The following is a 19,199-nucleotide window of genomic DNA, read 5'->3' as shown; positions in this document are numbered from 1 at the left end:
ACCGTGGCAGACCATTACTACACCAGCCGCCCCGGCGCCGCGCATGACGAGCGCCAGTTTTCCTTTACCCTGCGCGGGCACGAACTGCGCTTCATTACCGATGCCGGCGTCTTTTCCCGCGACCGGGTGGACTTCGGCAGTGTCCTGTTGATTGAGACGATGCAGGTTGACCGGGACGCGCGCGTGCTTGACGTGGGCTGCGGGTACGGACCGATCGGGCTTGCGGCCGCCAAGCTGGCAGACCAAGGGCGGGTCACGATGATCGACATCAACGAACGGGCCGTGGAACTGGCTCGCCGCAACGCCCAACTGAACGGCATTGGCAATGTGGAGGTCCGGGTCAGCGACGTGTACGCTGCGGTTCAGGGGGAGACGTTCGACGTGATTCTCACCAACCCGCCGATCCGCGCCGGCAAGGAAATCGTTCACCGCATCTTTACCGAAGGGCACGGGCTGCTTCGGGAGGGGGGCGAACTGTGGGTGGTGATCCAAAAGAAGCAGGGAGCGCCATCCGCCTGGAAAAAGCTGCAGGAGACGTACCGCGACGTGGAGGAAGTGGAACGGAGCAAGGGGTACCATATTTTCCGCGCGGTGAAGTAGAAAAAACGCCCTTGACGCGAATATTTCGTTGTGGTAGCATTATAAAATGTCAATATGGGATCAATGTCTATTTTTCAGCAATTCCCGTTTTGTCAACCGTTTTCTTCTTTTTTACATAGAGGAGGAATGTGGGTGTAAAAATATGGGAATTCTTTTAAAATAGAGTTTCTCTGGGTTAAAAATGGTGTTACTGCTTTAACCCATTTTTATTTTGTGTGAAAACACAACCTGAGGGGTGAATAAGTTGGCAGGTAAAGTGATTCAAAGTGGCCGACACCGCCAGCGTCGTACGTACTCACGCATTAACGAAGTGCTGGGCCTTCCCAATCTGATCGAGATTCAGCAGAAGTCCTACCAATGGTTCTTGGACGAAGGACTGCGCGAAATGTTTCAGGATATTTCGCCGATCCAGGATTTCACCGGAAACCTCGTGCTGGAGTTCATCGATTACAGCCTGGGTGAACCGAAATATGACGTGGACGAGTCGAAAGAACGCGACGTCACGTATGCGGCGCCTCTGCGCGTGAAGGTCCGCTTGCTGAACAAAGAGACGGGCGAAGTGAAGGAACAAGAGGTCTTCATGGGGGATTTCCCGCTCATGACGGAAACGGGAACCTTCATTATCAACGGGGCTGAGCGTGTCATCGTAAGCCAGCTTGTTCGTTCCCCCAGTGTATATTACAACACCAAAGTGGACAAAAACGGTAAGCAGACGTTTACCGCGACGGTGATTCCAAACCGCGGCGCATGGCTGGAACTGGAAACCGATGCGAAAGACGTCATTTACGTCCGCATCGACCGTACCCGCAAAATCCCGGTAACGGTCCTTTTGCGTGCGCTCGGCTTTGGCTCCGACATCGAAATTCTCAACCTCCTGGGCGAGGACGAATACATCAAGAACACTCTGGAGAAAGACAACACCGATTCCGTGGAAAAGGCGCTGATCGAAATCTACGAGCGCCTGCGTCCGGGTGAGCCGCCGACAGTGGAAAACGCGAAGAGCCTGCTCATTTCCCGCTTCTTTGATCCGAAGCGCTATGATCTGGCGTCTGTCGGCCGTTACAAGATGAACAAGAAGCTTCACCTGAAAAACCGCCTCTACAATCAACGGCTGGCGGAGACGCTCGTGGACACCCGAACCGGCGAGATCATTGCCGAAGCCGGCCAGGTGATTGACCGCCGTTTGCTGGACCGCATCCTGCCGGCGCTGGAAGAAAGCGTCGGGTTTGTGGAAGTCCGCACCCACGGCGGCGTTCTGGAGGAAGACACGCTGCGCCTGCAGGCAATCAACATCTTCTCTCCGAACGAAGACGGCAAGATCATCAAGGTGATCGGCAACGGCAATGTGGACAAATCCATCAAGCACATTACGCCGGCCGACATCGTGGCTGCGATCAACTACTTTATCAACCTGCTGCACGGCGTGGGTTCGACCGACGACATCGACCACCTGGGCAACCGCCGTCTCCGCTCCGTGGGCGAACTGCTGCAGAACCAGTTCCGCATCGGTCTGTCCCGGATGGAGCGCGTGGTCCGCGAACGCATGTCGATCCAGGATCAGAACCAGATCACGCCGCAGGCCCTGATCAACATTCGTCCGGTGATCGCTGCCATCAAGGAGTTCTTCGGAAGCTCCCAGCTCTCCCAGTTCATGGACCAGACCAACCCGCTAGCGGAGCTGACGCACAAGCGCCGTCTGTCCGCGCTCGGTCCCGGTGGTCTGACCCGCGAACGGGCCGGTTTCGAAGTGCGCGACGTTCACCACTCCCACTACGGCCGGATGTGCCCGATCGAGACGCCGGAGGGTCCGAACATCGGTTTGATCAACTCGCTCTCCACTTACGCCCGCATCAACGACTACGGCTTCATCGAAACGCCGCGCCGCAAAGTGGACCCGGAGACGGGCCGCGTGCTGGACGAAATCGTCTACCTGACGGCGGACGAAGAGGACGTGTACAACGTGGCGCAGGCCAACCAGCCGCTTGACGAGGAAGGCCGCTTCATCAACGAGATGGTCATCTGTCGGCGCAAGGGCGAGATCCTGAGCGTGCCGCGCGACAAGGTTGACTTCATGGACGTTTCGCCGAAGCAGGTCGTATCGGTGGCGACGGCGCTGATTCCGTTCCTGGAAAACGACGACGCCAACCGCGCGCTGATGGGTTCCAACATGCAGCGGCAGGCCGTTCCGCTCCTCGTGCCGCAGGCGCCGTTTGTCGGCACCGGGATGGAGCACAAGGCGGCACAGGACTCCGGCGTGGCGATCGTGGCGAAGCACGACGGCCAGGTGGAGCGCGTGACCGCCCGCGAAATTTGGGTGCGCCACTACAAGGAGATCGACGGCAAGAAGGTGGCGGGCGACCTCGACAAATACAAGCTGCACAAGTTTATCCGTTCCAACCAGGGCACCTGCATCAACCAGCGCCCGATCGTGAGAAAAGGCGACTGGGTGGAGAAGGGCGACATCATCGCTGACGGTCCGTCCACGGAAAAAGGCGAACTGGCGCTGGGCCGCAACGTCATCGTTGCGTTCATGACCTGGGAAGGGTACAACTACGAGGACGCCATCCTTCTGAGCGAAAAACTGGTAAAAGACGACGTCTATACGTCTATCCATATCGAGGAATACGAGTCCGAAGCCCGCGACACCAAGCTGGGTCCGGAAGAAATCACGCGCGACATCCCGAACGTGGGTGAAGACGCGTTGAAAAACCTGGACGAGCGCGGTATCGTGCGCGTCGGTGCGGAAATTCAGGACGGCGACATTCTGGTCGGGAAAGTGACGCCGAAAGGGGTTACCGAGCTGACCGCGGAAGAGCGCCTGCTGCACGCCATCTTCGGGGAAAAGGCGCGTGAAGTGCGCGACACCTCCCTGCGCGTGCCGCACGGCGGTTCCGGTATCGTCGTGGATGTCAAGGTGTTTACGCGCGAAAACGGCGACGAACTGCCGCCGGGCGTCAACCAACTGGTGCGCGTCTACATCGCGCAAAAACGGAAAATCTCCGTGGGTGACAAGATGGCGGGCCGCCACGGTAACAAAGGGGTTATCGCCCGCATCATGCCGGAGGAAGACATGCCGTTCCTGCCGGATGGCTCGCCGGTTGAGATCGTGCTCAACCCGCTGGGCGTACCGTCCCGGATGAACATCGGTCAGGTGCTGGAGACCCACTTGGGGATGGCAGCCAAGATGCTGGGCATCCACGTGGCGACGCCGGTATTCGACGGAGCGCGTCAGGAAGACGTGTTCCAGACCCTGGAAGAAGCCGGGTTGGACCGCGACGGGAAAACCATCCTGTACGACGGCCGCACGGGCGAACCGTTTGACCGCCGCGTCACGGTCGGCTGCGTGTACATGCTGAAGCTGGCGCACCTGGTCGACGACAAGATTCACGCCCGTTCCACCGGTCCGTACTCCCTCGTCACGCAGCAGCCGCTGGGTGGGAAAGCCCAGTTTGGCGGCCAGCGTTTCGGGGAGATGGAGGTGTGGGCGCTGGAAGCGTACGGCGCTGCGTACACCCTGCAGGAAATCCTTACCGTCAAGTCCGACGACGTCGTGGGCCGCGTGAAGACGTACGAAGCGATCGTCAAAGGCGAAAACGTACCGGAGCCGGGTGTTCCTGAGTCCTTCAAGGTTCTCATCAAGGAACTGCAAAGCTTGGGTATGGACGTGAAGATCCTGTCCGAAGACGAGCAGGAAATTGAAATGCGCGAAATGGAAGAAGAGGACGAGGGCACCGGTGAAAAGCTGAACCTCGTGCTTGAAGCTGGAAGCTTGGACGAAGAGTAAGATTCCGGTACAAAGGGAGGTAACGCCCTGTGATAGACGTGAACAACTTCGAATACATGAAGATCGGCTTGGCTTCCCCGGACAAGATTCGTTCCTGGTCGTACGGGGAAGTGAAAAAGCCGGAGACGATCAACTACCGCACATTGAAGCCGGAAAAGGACGGTTTGTTCTGTGAGCGCATTTTCGGTCCGACCAAGGACTGGGAGTGCCACTGCGGCAAGTACAAGCGCGTTCGCTACAAAGGCGTCGTGTGCGACCGCTGCGGCGTGGAAGTGACCCGCGCCAAGGTTCGTCGTGAGCGGATGGGGCACATCGAACTGGCTGCCCCCGTCTCTCACATCTGGTACTTCAAAGGGATCCCGAGCCGCATGGGCCTCGTGCTCGACATGTCGCCGCGCTCCCTGGAGGAAGTTATCTACTTTGCATCCTACGTGGTAACCGATCCGGGCGATACGCCGCTGGACAAAAAACAGCTGCTGTCCGAAAAGGAATACCGCAACTACCGGGAAAAATACGGCTACTCCTTCCAGGCGATGATGGGGGCGGAAGCGATCAAGCGCCTGCTCCAGGAAATCGACCTGGACAAAGAAGTGGAAGCGCTGAAGGAAGAACTGAAGACGGCACAGGGTCAGCGCCGCAACCGCGCGATCAAGCGCCTCGAAGTGCTGGAGGCGTTCCGCAACTCCGGCAACCGTCCGGAGTGGATGGTGCTGGACGTGCTGCCGGTCATTCCGCCGGAGCTGCGTCCGATGGTTCAGTTGGACGGGGGGCGTTTCGCCACCTCCGACCTGAACGACCTGTACCGCCGCGTGATCAACCGTAACAACCGTCTGAAGCGCCTCCTGGAACTGGGCGCTCCCGACATCATCGTGCAAAACGAGAAGCGCATGCTGCAGGAAGCGGTGGACGCGCTCATCGACAACGGCCGCCGCGGCCGTCCGGTGACCGGTCCGGGCAACCGTCCGCTGAAATCCCTCAGCCACATGCTGAAAGGGAAACAGGGCCGTTTCCGCCAAAACCTGCTGGGTAAGCGCGTGGACTACTCCGGCCGTTCCGTAATCGTCGTCGGACCGAACCTGAAGATGTACCAGTGCGGTCTGCCGAAGGAAATGGCGCTGGAACTGTTCAAGCCGTTCGTGATGAAGGAGCTGGTGGCCAAGGGCCTCGCTCACAACATCAAGAGCGCCAAGCGCAAGGTGGAACGCGTGCAGCCTGAGGTGTGGGACGTTCTCGAAGACGTCATCCGCGAACACCCGGTGCTCCTGAACCGCGCCCCCACCCTGCACCGTCTCGGTATCCAGGCGTTCGAACCGGTCCTGGTGGAAGGCCGCGCGATCCGTCTGCACCCGCTCGTATGTACGGCGTACAACGCCGACTTCGACGGCGACCAGATGGCCGTGCACGTGCCGCTCTCCGCAGAGGCGCAGGCGGAAGCCCGCATCCTCATGCTGGCGGCGCAAAACATCCTGAACCCGAAAGACGGAAAACCGGTCGTTACGCCGTCCCAGGACATGGTGCTGGGGTCGTACTATCTGACCCTGGAGCGCGAGGGCGACAAGGGCGAAGGTACGGTATACCGCGATCCGCATGACGCGATCGCCGCGTACCAGCACGGCTACATCAGCCTGCATACGCGCATCGCGCTGCCGACCAAGAGCCTGAACAAAACCAGCTTCACCGAAGAGCAGAAGAACGCGCTCTTGGTCACGACCGTCGGGAAACTGATCTTCAACGAGATCTTCCCGCCGGAACTGCCGTACATCAATGTGCCGACCAAGGCCAACCTGCAAAAAGGCGTGCCGAACGAGTACTTTATCTTTGAAAAAGGCACGAACGTGAAAGAGTTTATCAAGAAGCTGCCGGACCAGGGAGCCGTGAAAAAAGGCTTCCTCGGAACGATCATCTCCGAGTGCTTCCGCCGCTTCGGAACGACGGAAACGTCCAAGATCCTCGACAAGATCAAGGAACTGGGCTTCATGTACTCGACCAAGGCCGGGATCACCATCGCCGTCGCCGACATCGTCGTGCCGGAGAAAAAGAAAGAGATCCTGGAAGAAGCAGACAAAAAGGTACAAACCGTCATGACGCAGTACCGCCGCGGTCTGATTACCGAGGACGAGCGCTACGACCGGGTCATCTCCATCTGGTCCAAGGCCAAGGATGAAGTGACCGACGTCCTGATGAAGTCCATGGACAAATTCAACGCGATCTTCATGATGGCCAACTCCGGTGCCCGCGGTAACGTGTCGCAGATTACGCAGTTGGCCGGGATGCGCGGTCTCATGGCCAACCCGTCCGGCCGGATTATCGAGCTGCCGATCAAGTCCAACTTCCGCGAAGGTCTGACCGTATTGGAGTACTTCATCTCCACGCACGGCGCGCGGAAAGGTCTTGCCGACACGGCGCTGCGGACGGCTGACTCGGGTTACCTGACCCGCCGCCTCGTCGACGTGGCGCAGGACGTGATCGTCCGCGAAGAGGATTGCGGCACCGACAAGGGCATCCGCGTCTCCGCGATCAAGGACGGCAAGGAAGAAATCGAGAAGCTGGCTGACCGCATCATCGGCCGCACCTGCTTCGAGACCCTGCGCCATCCGGAGACCGGCGAGATCATCGTCGGCCGCAATCAGGAGATCACCGAGGAGATCGCCGACAAGATCGAAAAAGCCGGCATCACCGAGGTGTACATCCGCAGCGTGCTGTCCTGCCGCACCAGCCACGGCGTCTGCAAACGCTGCTACGGCCGCAACCTGGCGACCGGGGCCGAAGTGGAGATCGGCGAAGCAGTCGGCATCATCGCCGCTCAGTCCATCGGTGAACCGGGTACCCAGTTGACGATGCGGACGTTCCACACCGGCGGGGTTGCGGGTGACGACATTACCCAAGGTTTGCCGCGGATTCAGGAGCTGTTCGAAGCCCGCAATCCGAAAGGGCAGGCGGTCATCTCCGAGATCGACGGGGAAGTGATCGACATCCGCGAAGGCAAAGACCGCCGCGAGATCGAGGTGCGCGGCGAGGCGGAAAACAAGGTGTATGCCGTGCCGTACGGCTCCCGCATCAAGGTGTCCGTGGGCACCAAGCTGAGTGCCGGCGACGAGCTCACCGAAGGTTCCGTCGACCCGAAAGAAATGCTGAAAGTACGCGGCCAGCGCGGTGTGTCCAACTACATCCTGCAAGAGGTGCAAAAAGTGTACCGGATGCAGGGGGTAGAAATTAACGACAAGCACGTCGAGGTCATGATCCGTCAGATGCTGCGCAAGCTGCGCGTCATCGACAGCGGCGACACCGACCTGCTGCCGGGTTCCTACGTGGAAGTGCACGAGTTCGAGCAGGCAAACGCCAAGGTGCTCATGGAAGGCAAAACGCCTGCCGTGGGTCGTCCGGTCCTCTTGGGGATTACCAAGGCGTCGCTCGAAACCGACTCCTTCCTGTCGGCTGCATCCTTCCAGGAGACGACGCGCGTCCTCACCGACGCCGCGATCAAGGGCAAGGTGGACCGCCTGCTCGGCCTGAAGGAAAACGTCATTATCGGGAAACTGGTTCCGGCCGGCACCGGCATGTCGCGCTACCGCAACATCAAGGTGATGAGCCGCGCCGAACACGAAGCGCAGGCGAACGGAGGTCAGGAACAGCTCGAAGCTGTTTCGGTAGAATAGATCGTGACACAAGCAAGGTGCCCTTCCGCTCGGGAGGGGCACCTTGTCTTGCATAAAAAATTAAGGGTCGCAGGCGTTGACATTCAAGCACCCAACTGATATTATATTCAAGTGTGCCTGACATCTGTACTTTGGAGGATATGATCATCATGTCTTATGAAAAAGTAGAGCGGGCCAAGGAGCTGACAATCGGCATCAAGCAGACGATGAAAGCTGTGGAACACCAGCAGGCGGACACGGTCTTTATCGCCACGGACGCCGATCGCCGACTGACCCAAAAGGTCGAGCTCCTTTGCAAAGAGAAGGGTGTGCCAGTCATCTACGTCGATTCCATGCGCCGTTTGGGCAAAGCGTGCGGAATCGAGGTGGGAGCGGCGACTGCCGCGATCAAGAAAAGTGGTTAACGATGTTTTTGTTGGCGATCCCTACGGGTTGCTTGCAAAGACTTTCTATTTGACCCAAAAATGACTCACCTGGATCTGTGGTCTTGAGATTGGGTAATAAGAAGGGAGGTAACATCCATGCCTACAATGAACCAATTGGTGCGCAAAGGTCGCAAGGACAAGGTTGTGAAGTCGAAGTCCCCTGCTCTGCAAAAGGGGTACAACAGCTTCAAGAAAACCCAAACCAACCAAAGCTCTCCTCAAAAACGCGGTGTCTGCACTCGTGTGGGTACCATGACTCCGAAAAAGCCAAACTCCGCGCTGCGTAAATACGCTCGTGTGCGTTTGACCAACGGTATTGAGGTTACAGCTTACATTGGTGGTATTGGCCACAACCTGCAAGAACACAGCGTGGTGCTGGTTCGCGGCGGCCGTGTAAAAGACCTGCCGGGGGTTCGTTACCACATCGTCCGCGGTGCGCTTGACACTGCCGGTGTGAACAACCGCAAGCAAGGTCGTTCCAAATACGGTACCAAACGTCCGAAACCGGGCCAAGCTGCAGCGAAAAAATAACAACCATCGCCTACGTGAAACGGCGTGAGAAAAATATAAAACAGAAGGAGGGAATACGATGCCTCGTAAAGGTCCTGTAGCCCGTCGTGACGTGCTGCCTGATCCGATCTACAACAGCAAGCTGGTTACCCGACTGATCAACAAGCTGATGTACGACGGCAAGCGCGGTGTTGCGCAAAACATCCTGTACAATGCATTCAAGATTGTTGAGGAGCGTACCGGCCGCAACCCGATGGAAGTATTCGAAGAAGCGCTGAAAAACATCATGCCCGTACTGGAAGTGAAAGCTCGCCGTGTCGGCGGTGCCAACTACCAAGTACCGGTTGAGGTGAAGCCGGAGCGCCGTACCACACTCGGTCTGCGCTGGCTGGTAAACTACGCGCGTACCCGTGGTGAGAAAACCATGGAGCAGCGTCTCGCGGCGGAAATCATCGACGCGGCTAACAACACTGGTGCAGCAGTGAAAAAGCGTGAGGACACGCACAAGATGGCTGAAGCAAACAAAGCGTTTGCACACTATCGCTGGTAGTATCCAAAGCGGGTGTCCGCTTTGGATACCCGTATATTCTCACACTCGAGTATGGAAGGAGCATACCACATGGCTCGCGAGTTCTCTCTGCCGAATACGCGAAACATCGGTATCATGGCTCACATCGATGCCGGTAAGACGACCACTACCGAGCGTATTCTGTTCTACACCGGTCGCGTTCACAAGATTGGTGAAGTGCACGAAGGCGCTGCCACCATGGACTGGATGGAACAAGAGCAAGAGCGCGGTATCACCATCACTTCGGCTGCTACCACTGCTCAATGGAAAGGCCATCGAATCAACATCATCGATACGCCTGGCCACGTAGACTTCACTGTTGAAGTTGAGCGCTCCCTGCGCGTACTCGACGGTGCCGTTACCGTCTTTGACGCAAAGGGTGGCGTTGAGCCGCAGACCGAAACCGTATGGCGTCAAGCTGACCGCTACGGCGTACCGCGTATCTGCTACGTCAACAAAATGGACATCATTGGCGCCAACTTCGACATGTGCGTCGAGCAAATCCGTACGCGCCTCGGTGCGAATCCCGTACCGATTCAATACCCGATCGGCGCAGAGGACAAGTTTGTCGGCATGGTAGACCTGATCGAGATGAAAGCGATCATCTACACCGACGACCTGGGCAAAACCTCTGACGCTACCGAAATCCCGGCCGAACTGAAAGACAAGTGCGAAGAGCTGCGTCTGCAACTGGTCGAAGCGGCTGCGGAACAAGACGAAGAGCTGATGATGAAATACCTGGAAGGCGAAGAGCTGACCAACGACGAAATTCGTGCGGCTCTGCGCAAAGGCACCATCGAGTGCAAAATCACTCCGGTGCTGTGCGGTTCTTCCTACCGCAACAAAGGGGTTCAGCCGATGCTGGACGCGGTAGTAGCCTACCTGCCGTCTCCGGTTGATATCCCGGCGATCAAAGGCGTTCTGCCCGATTCCAATGAAGAAGTGACCCGTCCGGCTGACGACAATGGTCCGTTCGCCGCTCTGGCGTTCAAGATCATGACCGACCCGTACGTGGGTAAACTGACCTTCTTCCGCGTGTACTCCGGTGTGCTGAACTCCGGTTCCTACGTGCTCAACTCCACCAAGGGCAAGCGCGAGCGCATCGGCCGCATCCTGCAGATGCACGCAAACCACCGCGAGGAAATCTCTCAGGTTTACTCCGGTGATATCGCCGCTGCCGTTGGTCTGAAAGACACGACGACCGGCGACACGCTCTGCGACGAAAAGGCACCGGTTATCCTGGAGTCCATGACCTTCCCAGAGCCGGTTATCTCCGTTGCGATCGAGCCGAAGTCCAAGGCAGACCAGGACAAAATGGGTATGGCTCTCGCCAAACTGGCCGAGGAAGACCCGACCTTCAAAACCTATACAAACGAAGAAACCGGTCAAACGATTATTTCCGGTATGGGTGAGCTCCACCTGGAGATCATCGTCGACCGCCTGAAGCGCGAATTCAAAGTGGATGCGAACGTAGGTGCACCTCAGGTTGCTTACCGCGAAACCTTCCGCGGTACCGCGAAGGTGGAAGGGAAATTCGTTCGCCAGTCCGGTGGCCGCGGTCAATACGGTCACGTTTGGGTGGAATTCTCTCCGCTCGAGCCGGGCAAAGGCTTTGAATTCGAGAACAAGATCGTCGGTGGCGTAGTGCCGAAGGAATATATTCCGGCGGTACAAGCAGGTATCGAAGAAGCGATGAAAAACGGTGTTCTCGCCGGCTTCCCGCTCGTCGATATCAAAGCGACGCTGTTTGACGGTAGCTACCACGACGTCGACTCCTCCGAGATGGCGTTCAAAGTGGCTGGTTCTCTCGCGCTGAAAGAAGCGGCGAAGAAATGTAACGCGGTTCTGCTGGAGCCGATCATGAAAGTGGAAGTAACCGTACCGGAAGAGTACATGGGTGACGTAATGGGTGACCTGAACTCCCGCCGCGGCCGCATCGAAGGTATGGAAGCTCGCGCAAACGCGCAAGTCATCCGCGCCATGGTGCCGCTGTCCGAGATGTTCGGCTACTCCACCGTACTGCGTTCCCGTACGCAAGGCCGCGGTACTTACTCCATGGTGATCGACCACTACGAAGAAGTACCGAAGTTCATTGCCGATGAAATCATCAAGAAGTCCAAAGGTGAATAATCGGCTGGACTGACTTTATCTTGAAACGAGAAAGGTTTACAATATTGAGGGGACATCCGTTGATAGGGTAAACCTTTCTTCACCCTATAAAACCCTTATCATTTAAGGAGGCTTCAACTCTCATGGCAAAAGAAAAGTTCGAACGTACGAAACCGCACGTTAACATTGGTACGATCGGTCACGTTGACCACGGTAAAACCACGCTGACTGCTGCCATCACCACCGTTCTGGCTCAACAAGGTAAAGCCAAAGCGATGGCGTACGACAGCATCGACGCTGCTCCGGAAGAAAAAGAGCGCGGTATCACCATCAACACCGCTCACGTTGAGTATGAAACGGAAAACCGTCACTATGCTCACGTTGACTGCCCGGGCCACGCCGACTACGTGAAAAACATGATTACCGGTGCCGCTCAAATGGACGGCGCAATCCTGGTTGTGTCCGCTGCTGACGGTCCGATGCCGCAAACTCGCGAGCACATCCTGCTGTCCCGCCAAGTAGGCGTTCCGTACATCGTCGTATTCATGAACAAATGCGACATGGTTGACGACGAAGAGCTGCTGGAACTGGTTGAAATGGAAATTCGCGACCTGCTCTCCCAATACGAGTTCCCGGGCGACGAAATTCCGGTTATCAAAGGTTCCGCGAAAGAAGCTCTGGACAACCCGACTGGCGAATGGGCTAAGAAAATCATCGAACTGATGGATGCAGTTGACAACTACATCCCGACTCCGGAACGCGCTACCGACAAACCGTTCCTGATGCCGGTAGAGGACGTATTCACCATTACCGGTCGTGGTACCGTTGCTACCGGTCGCGTAGAGCGCGGTACTGTTAAAGTGGGTGACCAAGTAGAAATCGTGGGTCTGGCTGAAGAAACCAAGTCCACTACCGTAACCGGCGTGGAAATGTTCCGCAAGCTGCTGGATCAAGCTGAAGCGGGTGACAACATCGGTGCCCTGCTGCGCGGTGTTGAGCGTAAAGACATCGAGCGCGGCCAAGTTCTGGCTAAGCCGGGTTCCGTTACTCCGCACACCAAATTCAAAGCGGAAGTATACGTTCTGTCCAAAGAAGAGGGCGGCCGTCACACTCCGTTCTTCTCCAACTACCGTCCGCAATTCTACTTCCGCACCACTGACGTTACCGGTATCATCCAACTGCCGGAAGGCGTTGAAATGGTAATGCCGGGCGACAACACCGAGTTCACCGTTGAACTGATCGCACCGGTTGCGATGGAGCAAGGTACTCGCTTCGCTATCCGCGAAGGTGGCCGTACCGTTGGTGCTGGCGTAGTATCCTCCATCATCGAGTAATCGCATTACGATCAAACCCGACAGTGTTGGCTGTCGGGTTTTTTTGTATTTGACAGTTGATGTCTCTTTTGCATCGCATCGATCAAAACATCGAATAAATCGTGCGGTCTGCCTGTGCTACAATGAGGAAATCAGAAGCAACCTCAAGGGGAAGAAGGGCATGGGATGGGAAGAAATGAACGCTGGTTGTACCTCATACTGGCCGGTGTCGTCACGTTATGGGGGCTGAATGTGGTAATGGTGAAGTATTTGACGACGTTTCCACCCCTGTACGTGGCAGCGATTCGGATGACGGTGGCGGGCGTCTGCCTGAGCCCGATTCTGTGGACCTACAGGCGCCAATTGAAGCTGAACGCGATCGACTGGCTGCTGCTCGCCGGAGTGGGCGCAAGTTCGATCGCCCTGCACCAGATTACGCTTGCCGCTGGTGTGCAGTATACGTCCGCCGGCAATGCTTCGCTGATTCTGGGGTTGAATCCGCTGGCCACGGCGCTGCTGGCGAGGGTGTTTCTCGGGGAAGCGATGTCCTGGCGAAAAGCGGAGGGAATCGCAGTCGGGTTCAGCGGCGTTCTGGTCGTCGTGTTGACCCAGCATGGGGCGATTGCCGTGAACGGTTGGGGAGACGTCATCATGTTTGCCTCCATGCTCATGTACGTCACGGGAGGTCTGCTGATCCGCAAGCTGACGACGCGCGGGGTGCCGGTGCTGCTGGTGACCGCCGTCTCGCAGATGTTTGGTGTCGTCTTTCTCTGGGGGGCAGCCCTCTATGCGGAGCCGATCAGCTACTATGTGTCGCTGGAAGTCACACCGTTTCAATGGCTGGTGATTCTGGTGTCCGGCTGTCTGGCCACGGCTCTCGGATCGGTGGGGTGGAATTACGGCATCCGTCACCTGGGGGCCAGCCGCACGGCGGTCTTTCTCAACGGCATGCCGCTTGCCAGCCTCTTTTTTGCTGCGCTGTTTTTGAACGAGAGGCTTCAACTGCTGCATCTGTTCGCTTTGGTGATGATCGTGACAGGGGTCTATCTCGGCTCCCGGCAGGTGTCGAAGCGGCAGCTCTGGGGGGCGGCGAACAAACAAACCTGAACCGGATATGACGACAAAAGCGCAGGAGCAGCTCCTACGCTTTTTCTTCGTCCGGTTCCCATTGATTGACCATATGGTACGCCGTCAGTCTGAGGCGTTCGAATATGTGCCGGCGCACGTCTCCTTCCAGGCCGGTGCGGTCCATCGCTTCGCTCATGCAGGCGAGCCACGCCTCCGCCCGCTTCGGCGTAACGGGAAAGCGCATGTGGCGGGCACGCAGCATCGGATGGCCGTATCGGTCGCTGTACAGCGTCGGGCCGCCGAGAAACTGGGTCAGGAACAGATACTGCCGTTCCTTGACCTCGGTAAAGTCTTCCGGAAACAGGGGAGCCAGATCGGGATGCTCCTTGACCAGGTCGTAAAACGTATCCACCAGGCGGGCCAGCGTTTCCGCTCCGCCGATCAATTCATAGGGTGTCTTCAGGGGTTGGGACATCGGGTAACCTCCTTCGCGTGCCGCTTTTCGGATGGCAGGTACACACAAGCGTGTACCTTCTTTAGTATAGCGCGTTTCCTCTATTATATATAGGGCGGAACATGCCGGATGCCATTGCCAGCCGATCCCGCTTGCGTTCACACGGGGAAATTGGGTAAGATGGTCAAAGTGAGTCGATCTCCGGGCTCATGTTGTACGAGAACGCACCGGCGCGCAAGTGGGCAGCGGGACGGAGGAAAGCAGGAAAATCCCTTGTGCGGCAAGAAAAAACTTGCGTTGCCCAGTGCATTTTAGTACAATATTGAATGTTGGTCATGGACTTGCGATGATGTGGGAGGTTGCTGACACACCCGGCCCCTTTGCCATGACCGGGGTGCAGGATATTTCCACGGAGAAATGTCCGTTTATAAAATGGGCGAAAAAGGAGGGACTAAAATGGCAAAACAAAAGATTCGTATTCGTTTAAAGGCGTACGATCACAAAATCCTCGATCAGTCTGCTGAGAAAATCGTAGACACCGCGAAGCGTTCCGGTGCCAGCGTATCCGGTCCGATTCCGCTTCCGACGGAAAAAGCGGTTTACACGATTCTCCGCGCTGTTCACAAGTACAAGGACTCTCGTGAACAGTTCGAAATGCGTACGCACAAGCGTTTGATCGACATTTTGAACCCGACGCCGCAAACGGTTGACGCTCTGATGCGTCTGGATCTGCCGTCCGGTGTGGACATCGAGATCAAACTGTAAGCTTGTAAAAGTGATACACGCGCGGGCGTTGTCTTAACGAACGCGATATACCAAGTCTTCAAACCCCGTAAACGGCACCCCTGCGCATCGGCAGGGACTTGATACAACACGAATGTTTTTTGGAGATAAGTACAGGAGGTGGCACACATGACCAAAGGAATCTTAGGGAAAAAACTTGGCATGACGCAAGTTTTTAGTCCGAACGGAGCAGCCATCGCTGTTACGGTTATCGAAGCTGGTCCTTGCGTCGTTCTGCAAAAGAAGGATCAAGAGAACGATGGCTATGAAGCGATCCAACTCGGCTTCGAAGACAAGAAAGAACAGCGTGCAAACAAACCGGAAAAAGGACACGCAGCGAAAGCAAACACTGCACCTAAGCGCTTCATTCGCGAAATTCGCGGAGTAAACCTCGCAGATTACGAGGTTGGTCAAGAACTGAAAGCTGACATTTTTGCCGAAGGAGAATTCGTAGACGTTGCCGGAGTAACCAAGGGGAAAGGTTTCCAAGGTGCCATCAAGCGCCACAACCAAGCCCGCGGTCCGATGGCTCACGGTTCCCGTTACCATCGCGGACCTGGTTCTCTCGGTGCGATCGCTCCGAACCGCGTATTCAAGGGTCAAACCCTGCCGGGTCAAATGGGTGGCGACAACGTAACCATCCAAAACCTGGAGATCATCAAGGTAGATGCGGATCGCAACCTGATTCTGGTAAAAGGCTCCGTGCCTGGCCCGAAAAACAGCTACGTTGTAGTATCCACGGCAGTCAAGAAGAACAAGTAAGGAAAGGAGGAACTGACATGCCAAAAGTAGCTCTTTACAACCAAGCCGGTTCTCAAGTGGGCGAAATCGAGCTGGCTGACAGCGTATTCGGCATCGAACCCAACAACGCTGTGCTCTTCGACGCAATCGTGATGCAGCAAGCTTCCCAACGTCAGGGCACTCACGATGTAAAGAACCGTTCTGAAGTAAGTGGTGGTGGCCGCAAACCGTGGCGCCAAAAAGGTACGGGTCGTGCCCGCCAAGGTTCCATTCGCGCTCCGCAATGGAAAGGCGGCGGTGTCGTATTTGGTCCGACTCCGCGTAAATACGGATACAAACTGAACCGCAAAGTTCGTCGTCTGGCGCTGAAATCCGCGCTGTCCGCGAAAGTGCAAAACAACGAACTGCTGGTTCTGGACGCGCTGAATATCCCGGCTCCGAAAACCAAGGATATGAAGGCTGTCCTGAACAACCTGAAAGTAGATCGCAAAGTGCTGATCGTAACGTCCGAATTCGATCAAAACGTAGCGCTCTCTTCCCGCAACATCCCGGGTGCGAAGTTCGTAGATGCTGCCGGCATTAACGTTCTCGACCTGGTGGCGCACGACAAAGTAATCGTAACGAAAGATGCGGTTGCGAAAGTAGAGGAGGTGCTCGCCTAATGAAGAGCCTTCACGACATCATCAAGCGCCCTGTCATTACGGAGCGCACCACTGACATGATGGCAGAGAAGAAGTACGTGTTTGAAGTACCTCTCAAAGCGAACAAAACCGAGATCAAGCAAGCGGTTGAGAAAGTGTTCGGCGTGAAAGTGGCGGCAGTCAACACCATGCGTGTTCCTGCGAAACCGAAGCGCTACGGCAAATACTCCGGTTACACCTCCGAGTGGAAAAAGGCGATCGTTAAGCTGACTGAAGACAGCAAAGAGCTGACGTTCTACGAAGGTGTATAACCCCGACGGCTACAGAAAAGGAGGGAATTTACATGGGTATCAAAAAGTTTAAACCGACTTCTCCTGGTCGTCGCCAAATGACGGTTTCTACTTTCGAGGAGATCACCAAGTCGACTCCTGAAAAATCCCTGTTGGCGCCCCTGACCAAAAAAGCAGGCCGCAACAACCAAGGGAAAATCACCGTTCGTCATCAAGGTGGCGGTCATAAACGCAAATATCGCATCATCGACTTCAAACGCAACAAAGACGGCATCGTAGGCCGCGTAGCTTCCATCGAGTACGACCCGAACCGTTCCGCCAACATCGCGCTGATCAACTACGTGGACGGCGAAAAGCGCTACATCATCGCGCCGCTGGGTCTGAAAGTAGGCGACGAGATCATCTCCGGTCCGAATGCCGACATCAAAATCGGTAACGCTCTGCCGCTGGAAAACATCCCGGTTGGTACGACGATCCACAACATCGAGCTGAAACCTGGCAAAGGCGGCCAACTGGTTCGCGCAGCCGGCGCATCCGCTCAACTGCTCGGCCGTGACGGCGATTTCGTTATCGTACGTCTCTCTTCCGGTGAGACTCGCCGCATTCACAACAACTGCCGCGCAACCATCGGTCAAGTCGGCAACCTCGACCACGAGCTGATCAACATCGGTAAAGCAGGTCGTTCCCGCTGGCTGGGTATCCGTCCGACTGTTCGCGGTAGCGTAATGAACCCGAACGATCACCCGCACGGTGGTGGTGAAGGCCGTGCTCCGATCGGTCGCAAAGCGCCTGTTACACCTTGGGGTAAACCTACTCTGGGTCTCAAAACCCGTAAGAAGAAAAACAAATCCGATCAGTACATTATTCGCCGCCGCAAGAAGTAAGGCCGGCTTTAGACAATTAACCGAACGCCTTTGGCGAAGGGAGGTTCACTTATGGGACGCAGCTTGAAGAAAGGTCCTTTCGTGGATGACCACTTGATGAAAAAAGTTGTTGAGCTGAACGAAAAAAACGAGAAGCGCGTGATTAAAACCTGGTCTCGCCGTTCGACCATCTTCCCGGAATTCGTCGGACACACGTTTGCCGTGTACGATGGCCGCAAGCATGTACCGGTATACGTAACGGAAGACATGGTTGGTCATAAACTGGGTGAATTTGCACCAACTCGTACCTTCAAGGGTCACGTCGACAACGACAAGAAATCCAAGAAGCGCTAATTTTCTCTTGACAGAGAGGAGGTACAAAGATGGAAGCTAAAGCAGTTGCTCGCTATATTCGCATCGCTCCTCGTAAAGTTCGCCTGGTGGTTGACTTGATTCGAGGCAAGCAGGTGGGTGAAGCGCTGGCGATCCTGAAGCACACGCCGAAAGCGGCTTCTCCCGTTGTTGAGAAACTCCTGAAATCGGCTATCGCTAACGCTGAGCACAACTACGAGATGGATCCGAACAACCTCGTGGTGAGCAAAATCTTCGTCGACCAAGGTCCGACGCTGAAGCGTTTCCGTCCGCGCGCTATGGGTCGCGCTAGCCGCATCCATAAACGCACCAGCCACATCACCGTGGTATTAAACGAGAAATAAGGAGGGATTACGTGTGGGTCAAAAGGTAAGCCCGGTTGGTCTTCGCATTGGCATTATCCGCGACTGGGAGTCCAAATGGTACGCTGACAAGGACTTCGCTACGCTCTTGCACGAAGACCTGAAAATCCGCAAATTCATCAAAGGGCGTCTGAAAGATGCTGCTGTATCCACCATTGAAATCGAACGCGCAGCGAACCGCGTGAACGTAACGATTCACACCGCTAAGCCTGGTATGGTAATCGGTAAGGGCGGTGCAGAAGTTGAGGTTCTGCGCAAATCGCTGACGGAGCTGACCGGCAAGCGCGTTCACATCAACATCAACGAAGTGAAAAAACCGGATCTGGATGCTACCCTGGTAGCTGAAAATATCGCTCGTCAACTGGAAAACCGCATTTCTTTCCGTCGTGCGCAAAAGCAAGCCATCTCCCGTACCATGCGTGCAGGCGCGAAAGGGATCAAAACACTGGTCAGCGGTCGTCTCGGCGGTGCTGACATCGCACGTTCCGAAGGTTACAGCGAAGGTACGGTTCCGCTTCACACGCTGCGCGCTGACATCGACTACGGCACGGCTGAAGCTCACACCACCTATGGTCGTATCGGCGTAAAAGTGTGGATCTACCGCGGAGAAGTCCTTCCGACGAAAAAGAACGTCGCTACTGAGGAAGGAGGCAAGTAATC

Annotated in this window: 18 protein-coding genes; 17 read left to right on the top strand and 1 reads right to left on the bottom strand. The window is 56.3% G+C overall.

Annotated features, from left to right (window positions below; translation table 11 throughout):
• Positions 1-3 precede the first annotated feature (3 nt).
• From A6764_RS00395 to A6764_RS00355, 9 genes are all read left to right on the top strand, one after another.
• Positions 4-600 carry a class I SAM-dependent methyltransferase gene (locus tag A6764_RS00395; protein WP_029101080.1) on the top strand — a complete coding sequence of 199 codons (597 nt, stop codon included), beginning with the start codon at positions 4-6 and terminating at the stop codon, positions 598-600.
• Between the two features lie 244 nt (positions 601-844).
• Positions 845-4,384, top strand: coding sequence for a DNA-directed RNA polymerase subunit beta (rpoB, locus tag A6764_RS00390; RefSeq protein ID WP_065067632.1), 3,540 nt, complete (start codon positions 845-847; stop codon positions 4,382-4,384).
• A gap of 29 nt (positions 4,385-4,413) precedes the next feature.
• A complete protein-coding gene (gene rpoC / locus A6764_RS00385) occupies positions 4,414-8,040 on the top strand; it encodes a DNA-directed RNA polymerase subunit beta' (protein WP_029101078.1) in 3,627 nt (1,208 codons plus the stop codon).
• A 149-nt stretch (positions 8,041-8,189) separates the two neighbouring features.
• Positions 8,190-8,444: a 50S ribosomal protein L7ae-like protein gene (locus A6764_RS00380; protein ID WP_029101077.1), complete on the top strand. Its 255-nt coding sequence runs from the start codon at positions 8,190-8,192 to the stop codon at positions 8,442-8,444.
• Positions 8,445-8,561: 117 nt separating this feature from the next.
• The gene (gene rpsL, locus A6764_RS00375) at positions 8,562-8,996 is read left to right on the top strand and encodes a 30S ribosomal protein S12 (protein WP_029101076.1); all 435 of its coding nucleotides are present in this window, start codon (positions 8,562-8,564) and stop codon (positions 8,994-8,996) included.
• A 58-nt stretch (positions 8,997-9,054) separates the two neighbouring features.
• Positions 9,055-9,525, top strand: a complete 471-nt coding sequence (gene rpsG, locus A6764_RS00370; RefSeq protein WP_029101075.1) for a 30S ribosomal protein S7 — start codon at positions 9,055-9,057, stop codon at positions 9,523-9,525.
• Positions 9,526-9,594: 69 nt separating this feature from the next.
• On the top strand, positions 9,595-11,673 hold the full coding sequence (fusA, locus tag A6764_RS00365; protein ID WP_029101074.1) for an elongation factor G: 2,079 nt from the start codon (positions 9,595-9,597) through the stop codon (positions 11,671-11,673).
• A gap of 122 nt (positions 11,674-11,795) precedes the next feature.
• The gene (gene tuf, locus A6764_RS00360; protein ID WP_029101073.1) at positions 11,796-12,986 is read left to right on the top strand and encodes an elongation factor Tu; all 1,191 of its coding nucleotides are present in this window, start codon (positions 11,796-11,798) and stop codon (positions 12,984-12,986) included.
• A gap of 165 nt (positions 12,987-13,151) precedes the next feature.
• Positions 13,152-14,072 carry a DMT family transporter gene (locus A6764_RS00355; RefSeq protein ID WP_065067633.1) on the top strand — a complete coding sequence of 307 codons (921 nt, stop codon included), beginning with the start codon at positions 13,152-13,154 and terminating at the stop codon, positions 14,070-14,072.
• A gap of 34 nt (positions 14,073-14,106) precedes the next feature.
• Here the strand turns inward: A6764_RS00355 and A6764_RS00350 are convergent, their stop codons facing one another.
• On the bottom strand, positions 14,107-14,508 hold the full coding sequence (locus A6764_RS00350) for a globin domain-containing protein (protein ID WP_065067634.1): 402 nt from the start codon (positions 14,506-14,508) through the stop codon (positions 14,107-14,109).
• A 435-nt stretch (positions 14,509-14,943) separates the two neighbouring features.
• On the opposite strand from A6764_RS00350, the gene rpsJ reads away from it, so the two are divergent.
• From rpsJ to rpsC, 8 genes are all read left to right on the top strand, one after another.
• Complete coding sequence (rpsJ, locus tag A6764_RS00345) at positions 14,944-15,252, top strand: 30S ribosomal protein S10 (RefSeq protein WP_029101070.1); 309 nt, start codon at positions 14,944-14,946, stop codon at positions 15,250-15,252.
• 147 nt (positions 15,253-15,399) lie between these two features.
• Positions 15,400-16,032: a 50S ribosomal protein L3 gene (gene rplC / locus A6764_RS00340; protein ID WP_029101069.1), complete on the top strand. Its 633-nt coding sequence runs from the start codon at positions 15,400-15,402 to the stop codon at positions 16,030-16,032.
• A 17-nt stretch (positions 16,033-16,049) separates the two neighbouring features.
• Positions 16,050-16,673, top strand: a complete 624-nt coding sequence (rplD, locus tag A6764_RS00335; protein ID WP_029101068.1) for a 50S ribosomal protein L4 — start codon at positions 16,050-16,052, stop codon at positions 16,671-16,673.
• Positions 16,673-16,963, top strand: a complete 291-nt coding sequence (gene rplW / locus A6764_RS00330) for a 50S ribosomal protein L23 (protein WP_029101067.1) — start codon at positions 16,673-16,675, stop codon at positions 16,961-16,963. Before rplD ends, rplW begins: the two co-directional genes overlap by 1 nt.
• A 32-nt stretch (positions 16,964-16,995) precedes the next feature.
• On the top strand, positions 16,996-17,826 hold the full coding sequence (gene rplB / locus A6764_RS00325; protein ID WP_029101066.1) for a 50S ribosomal protein L2: 831 nt from the start codon (positions 16,996-16,998) through the stop codon (positions 17,824-17,826).
• Between the two features lie 51 nt (positions 17,827-17,877).
• Positions 17,878-18,159: a 30S ribosomal protein S19 gene (gene rpsS, locus A6764_RS00320; RefSeq protein ID WP_029101065.1), complete on the top strand. Its 282-nt coding sequence runs from the start codon at positions 17,878-17,880 to the stop codon at positions 18,157-18,159.
• Positions 18,160-18,188: 29 nt separating this feature from the next.
• Positions 18,189-18,521: a 50S ribosomal protein L22 gene (rplV, locus tag A6764_RS00315; protein WP_029101064.1), complete on the top strand. Its 333-nt coding sequence runs from the start codon at positions 18,189-18,191 to the stop codon at positions 18,519-18,521.
• A 13-nt stretch (positions 18,522-18,534) separates the two neighbouring features.
• Positions 18,535-19,197 (top strand): 30S ribosomal protein S3, encoded by a 663-nt coding sequence (rpsC, locus tag A6764_RS00310; protein WP_029101063.1) that lies wholly within the window; start codon positions 18,535-18,537, stop codon positions 19,195-19,197.
• Positions 19,198-19,199 lie beyond the last annotated feature (2 nt).

The sequence above is a fragment of the Brevibacillus sp. WF146 genome, assembly GCF_001673705.2.
GTDB lineage: Bacteria > Bacillota > Bacilli > Brevibacillales > Brevibacillaceae > Brevibacillus > Brevibacillus thermoruber.
This window is presented reverse-complemented; position numbering and strand designations above follow the sequence as displayed.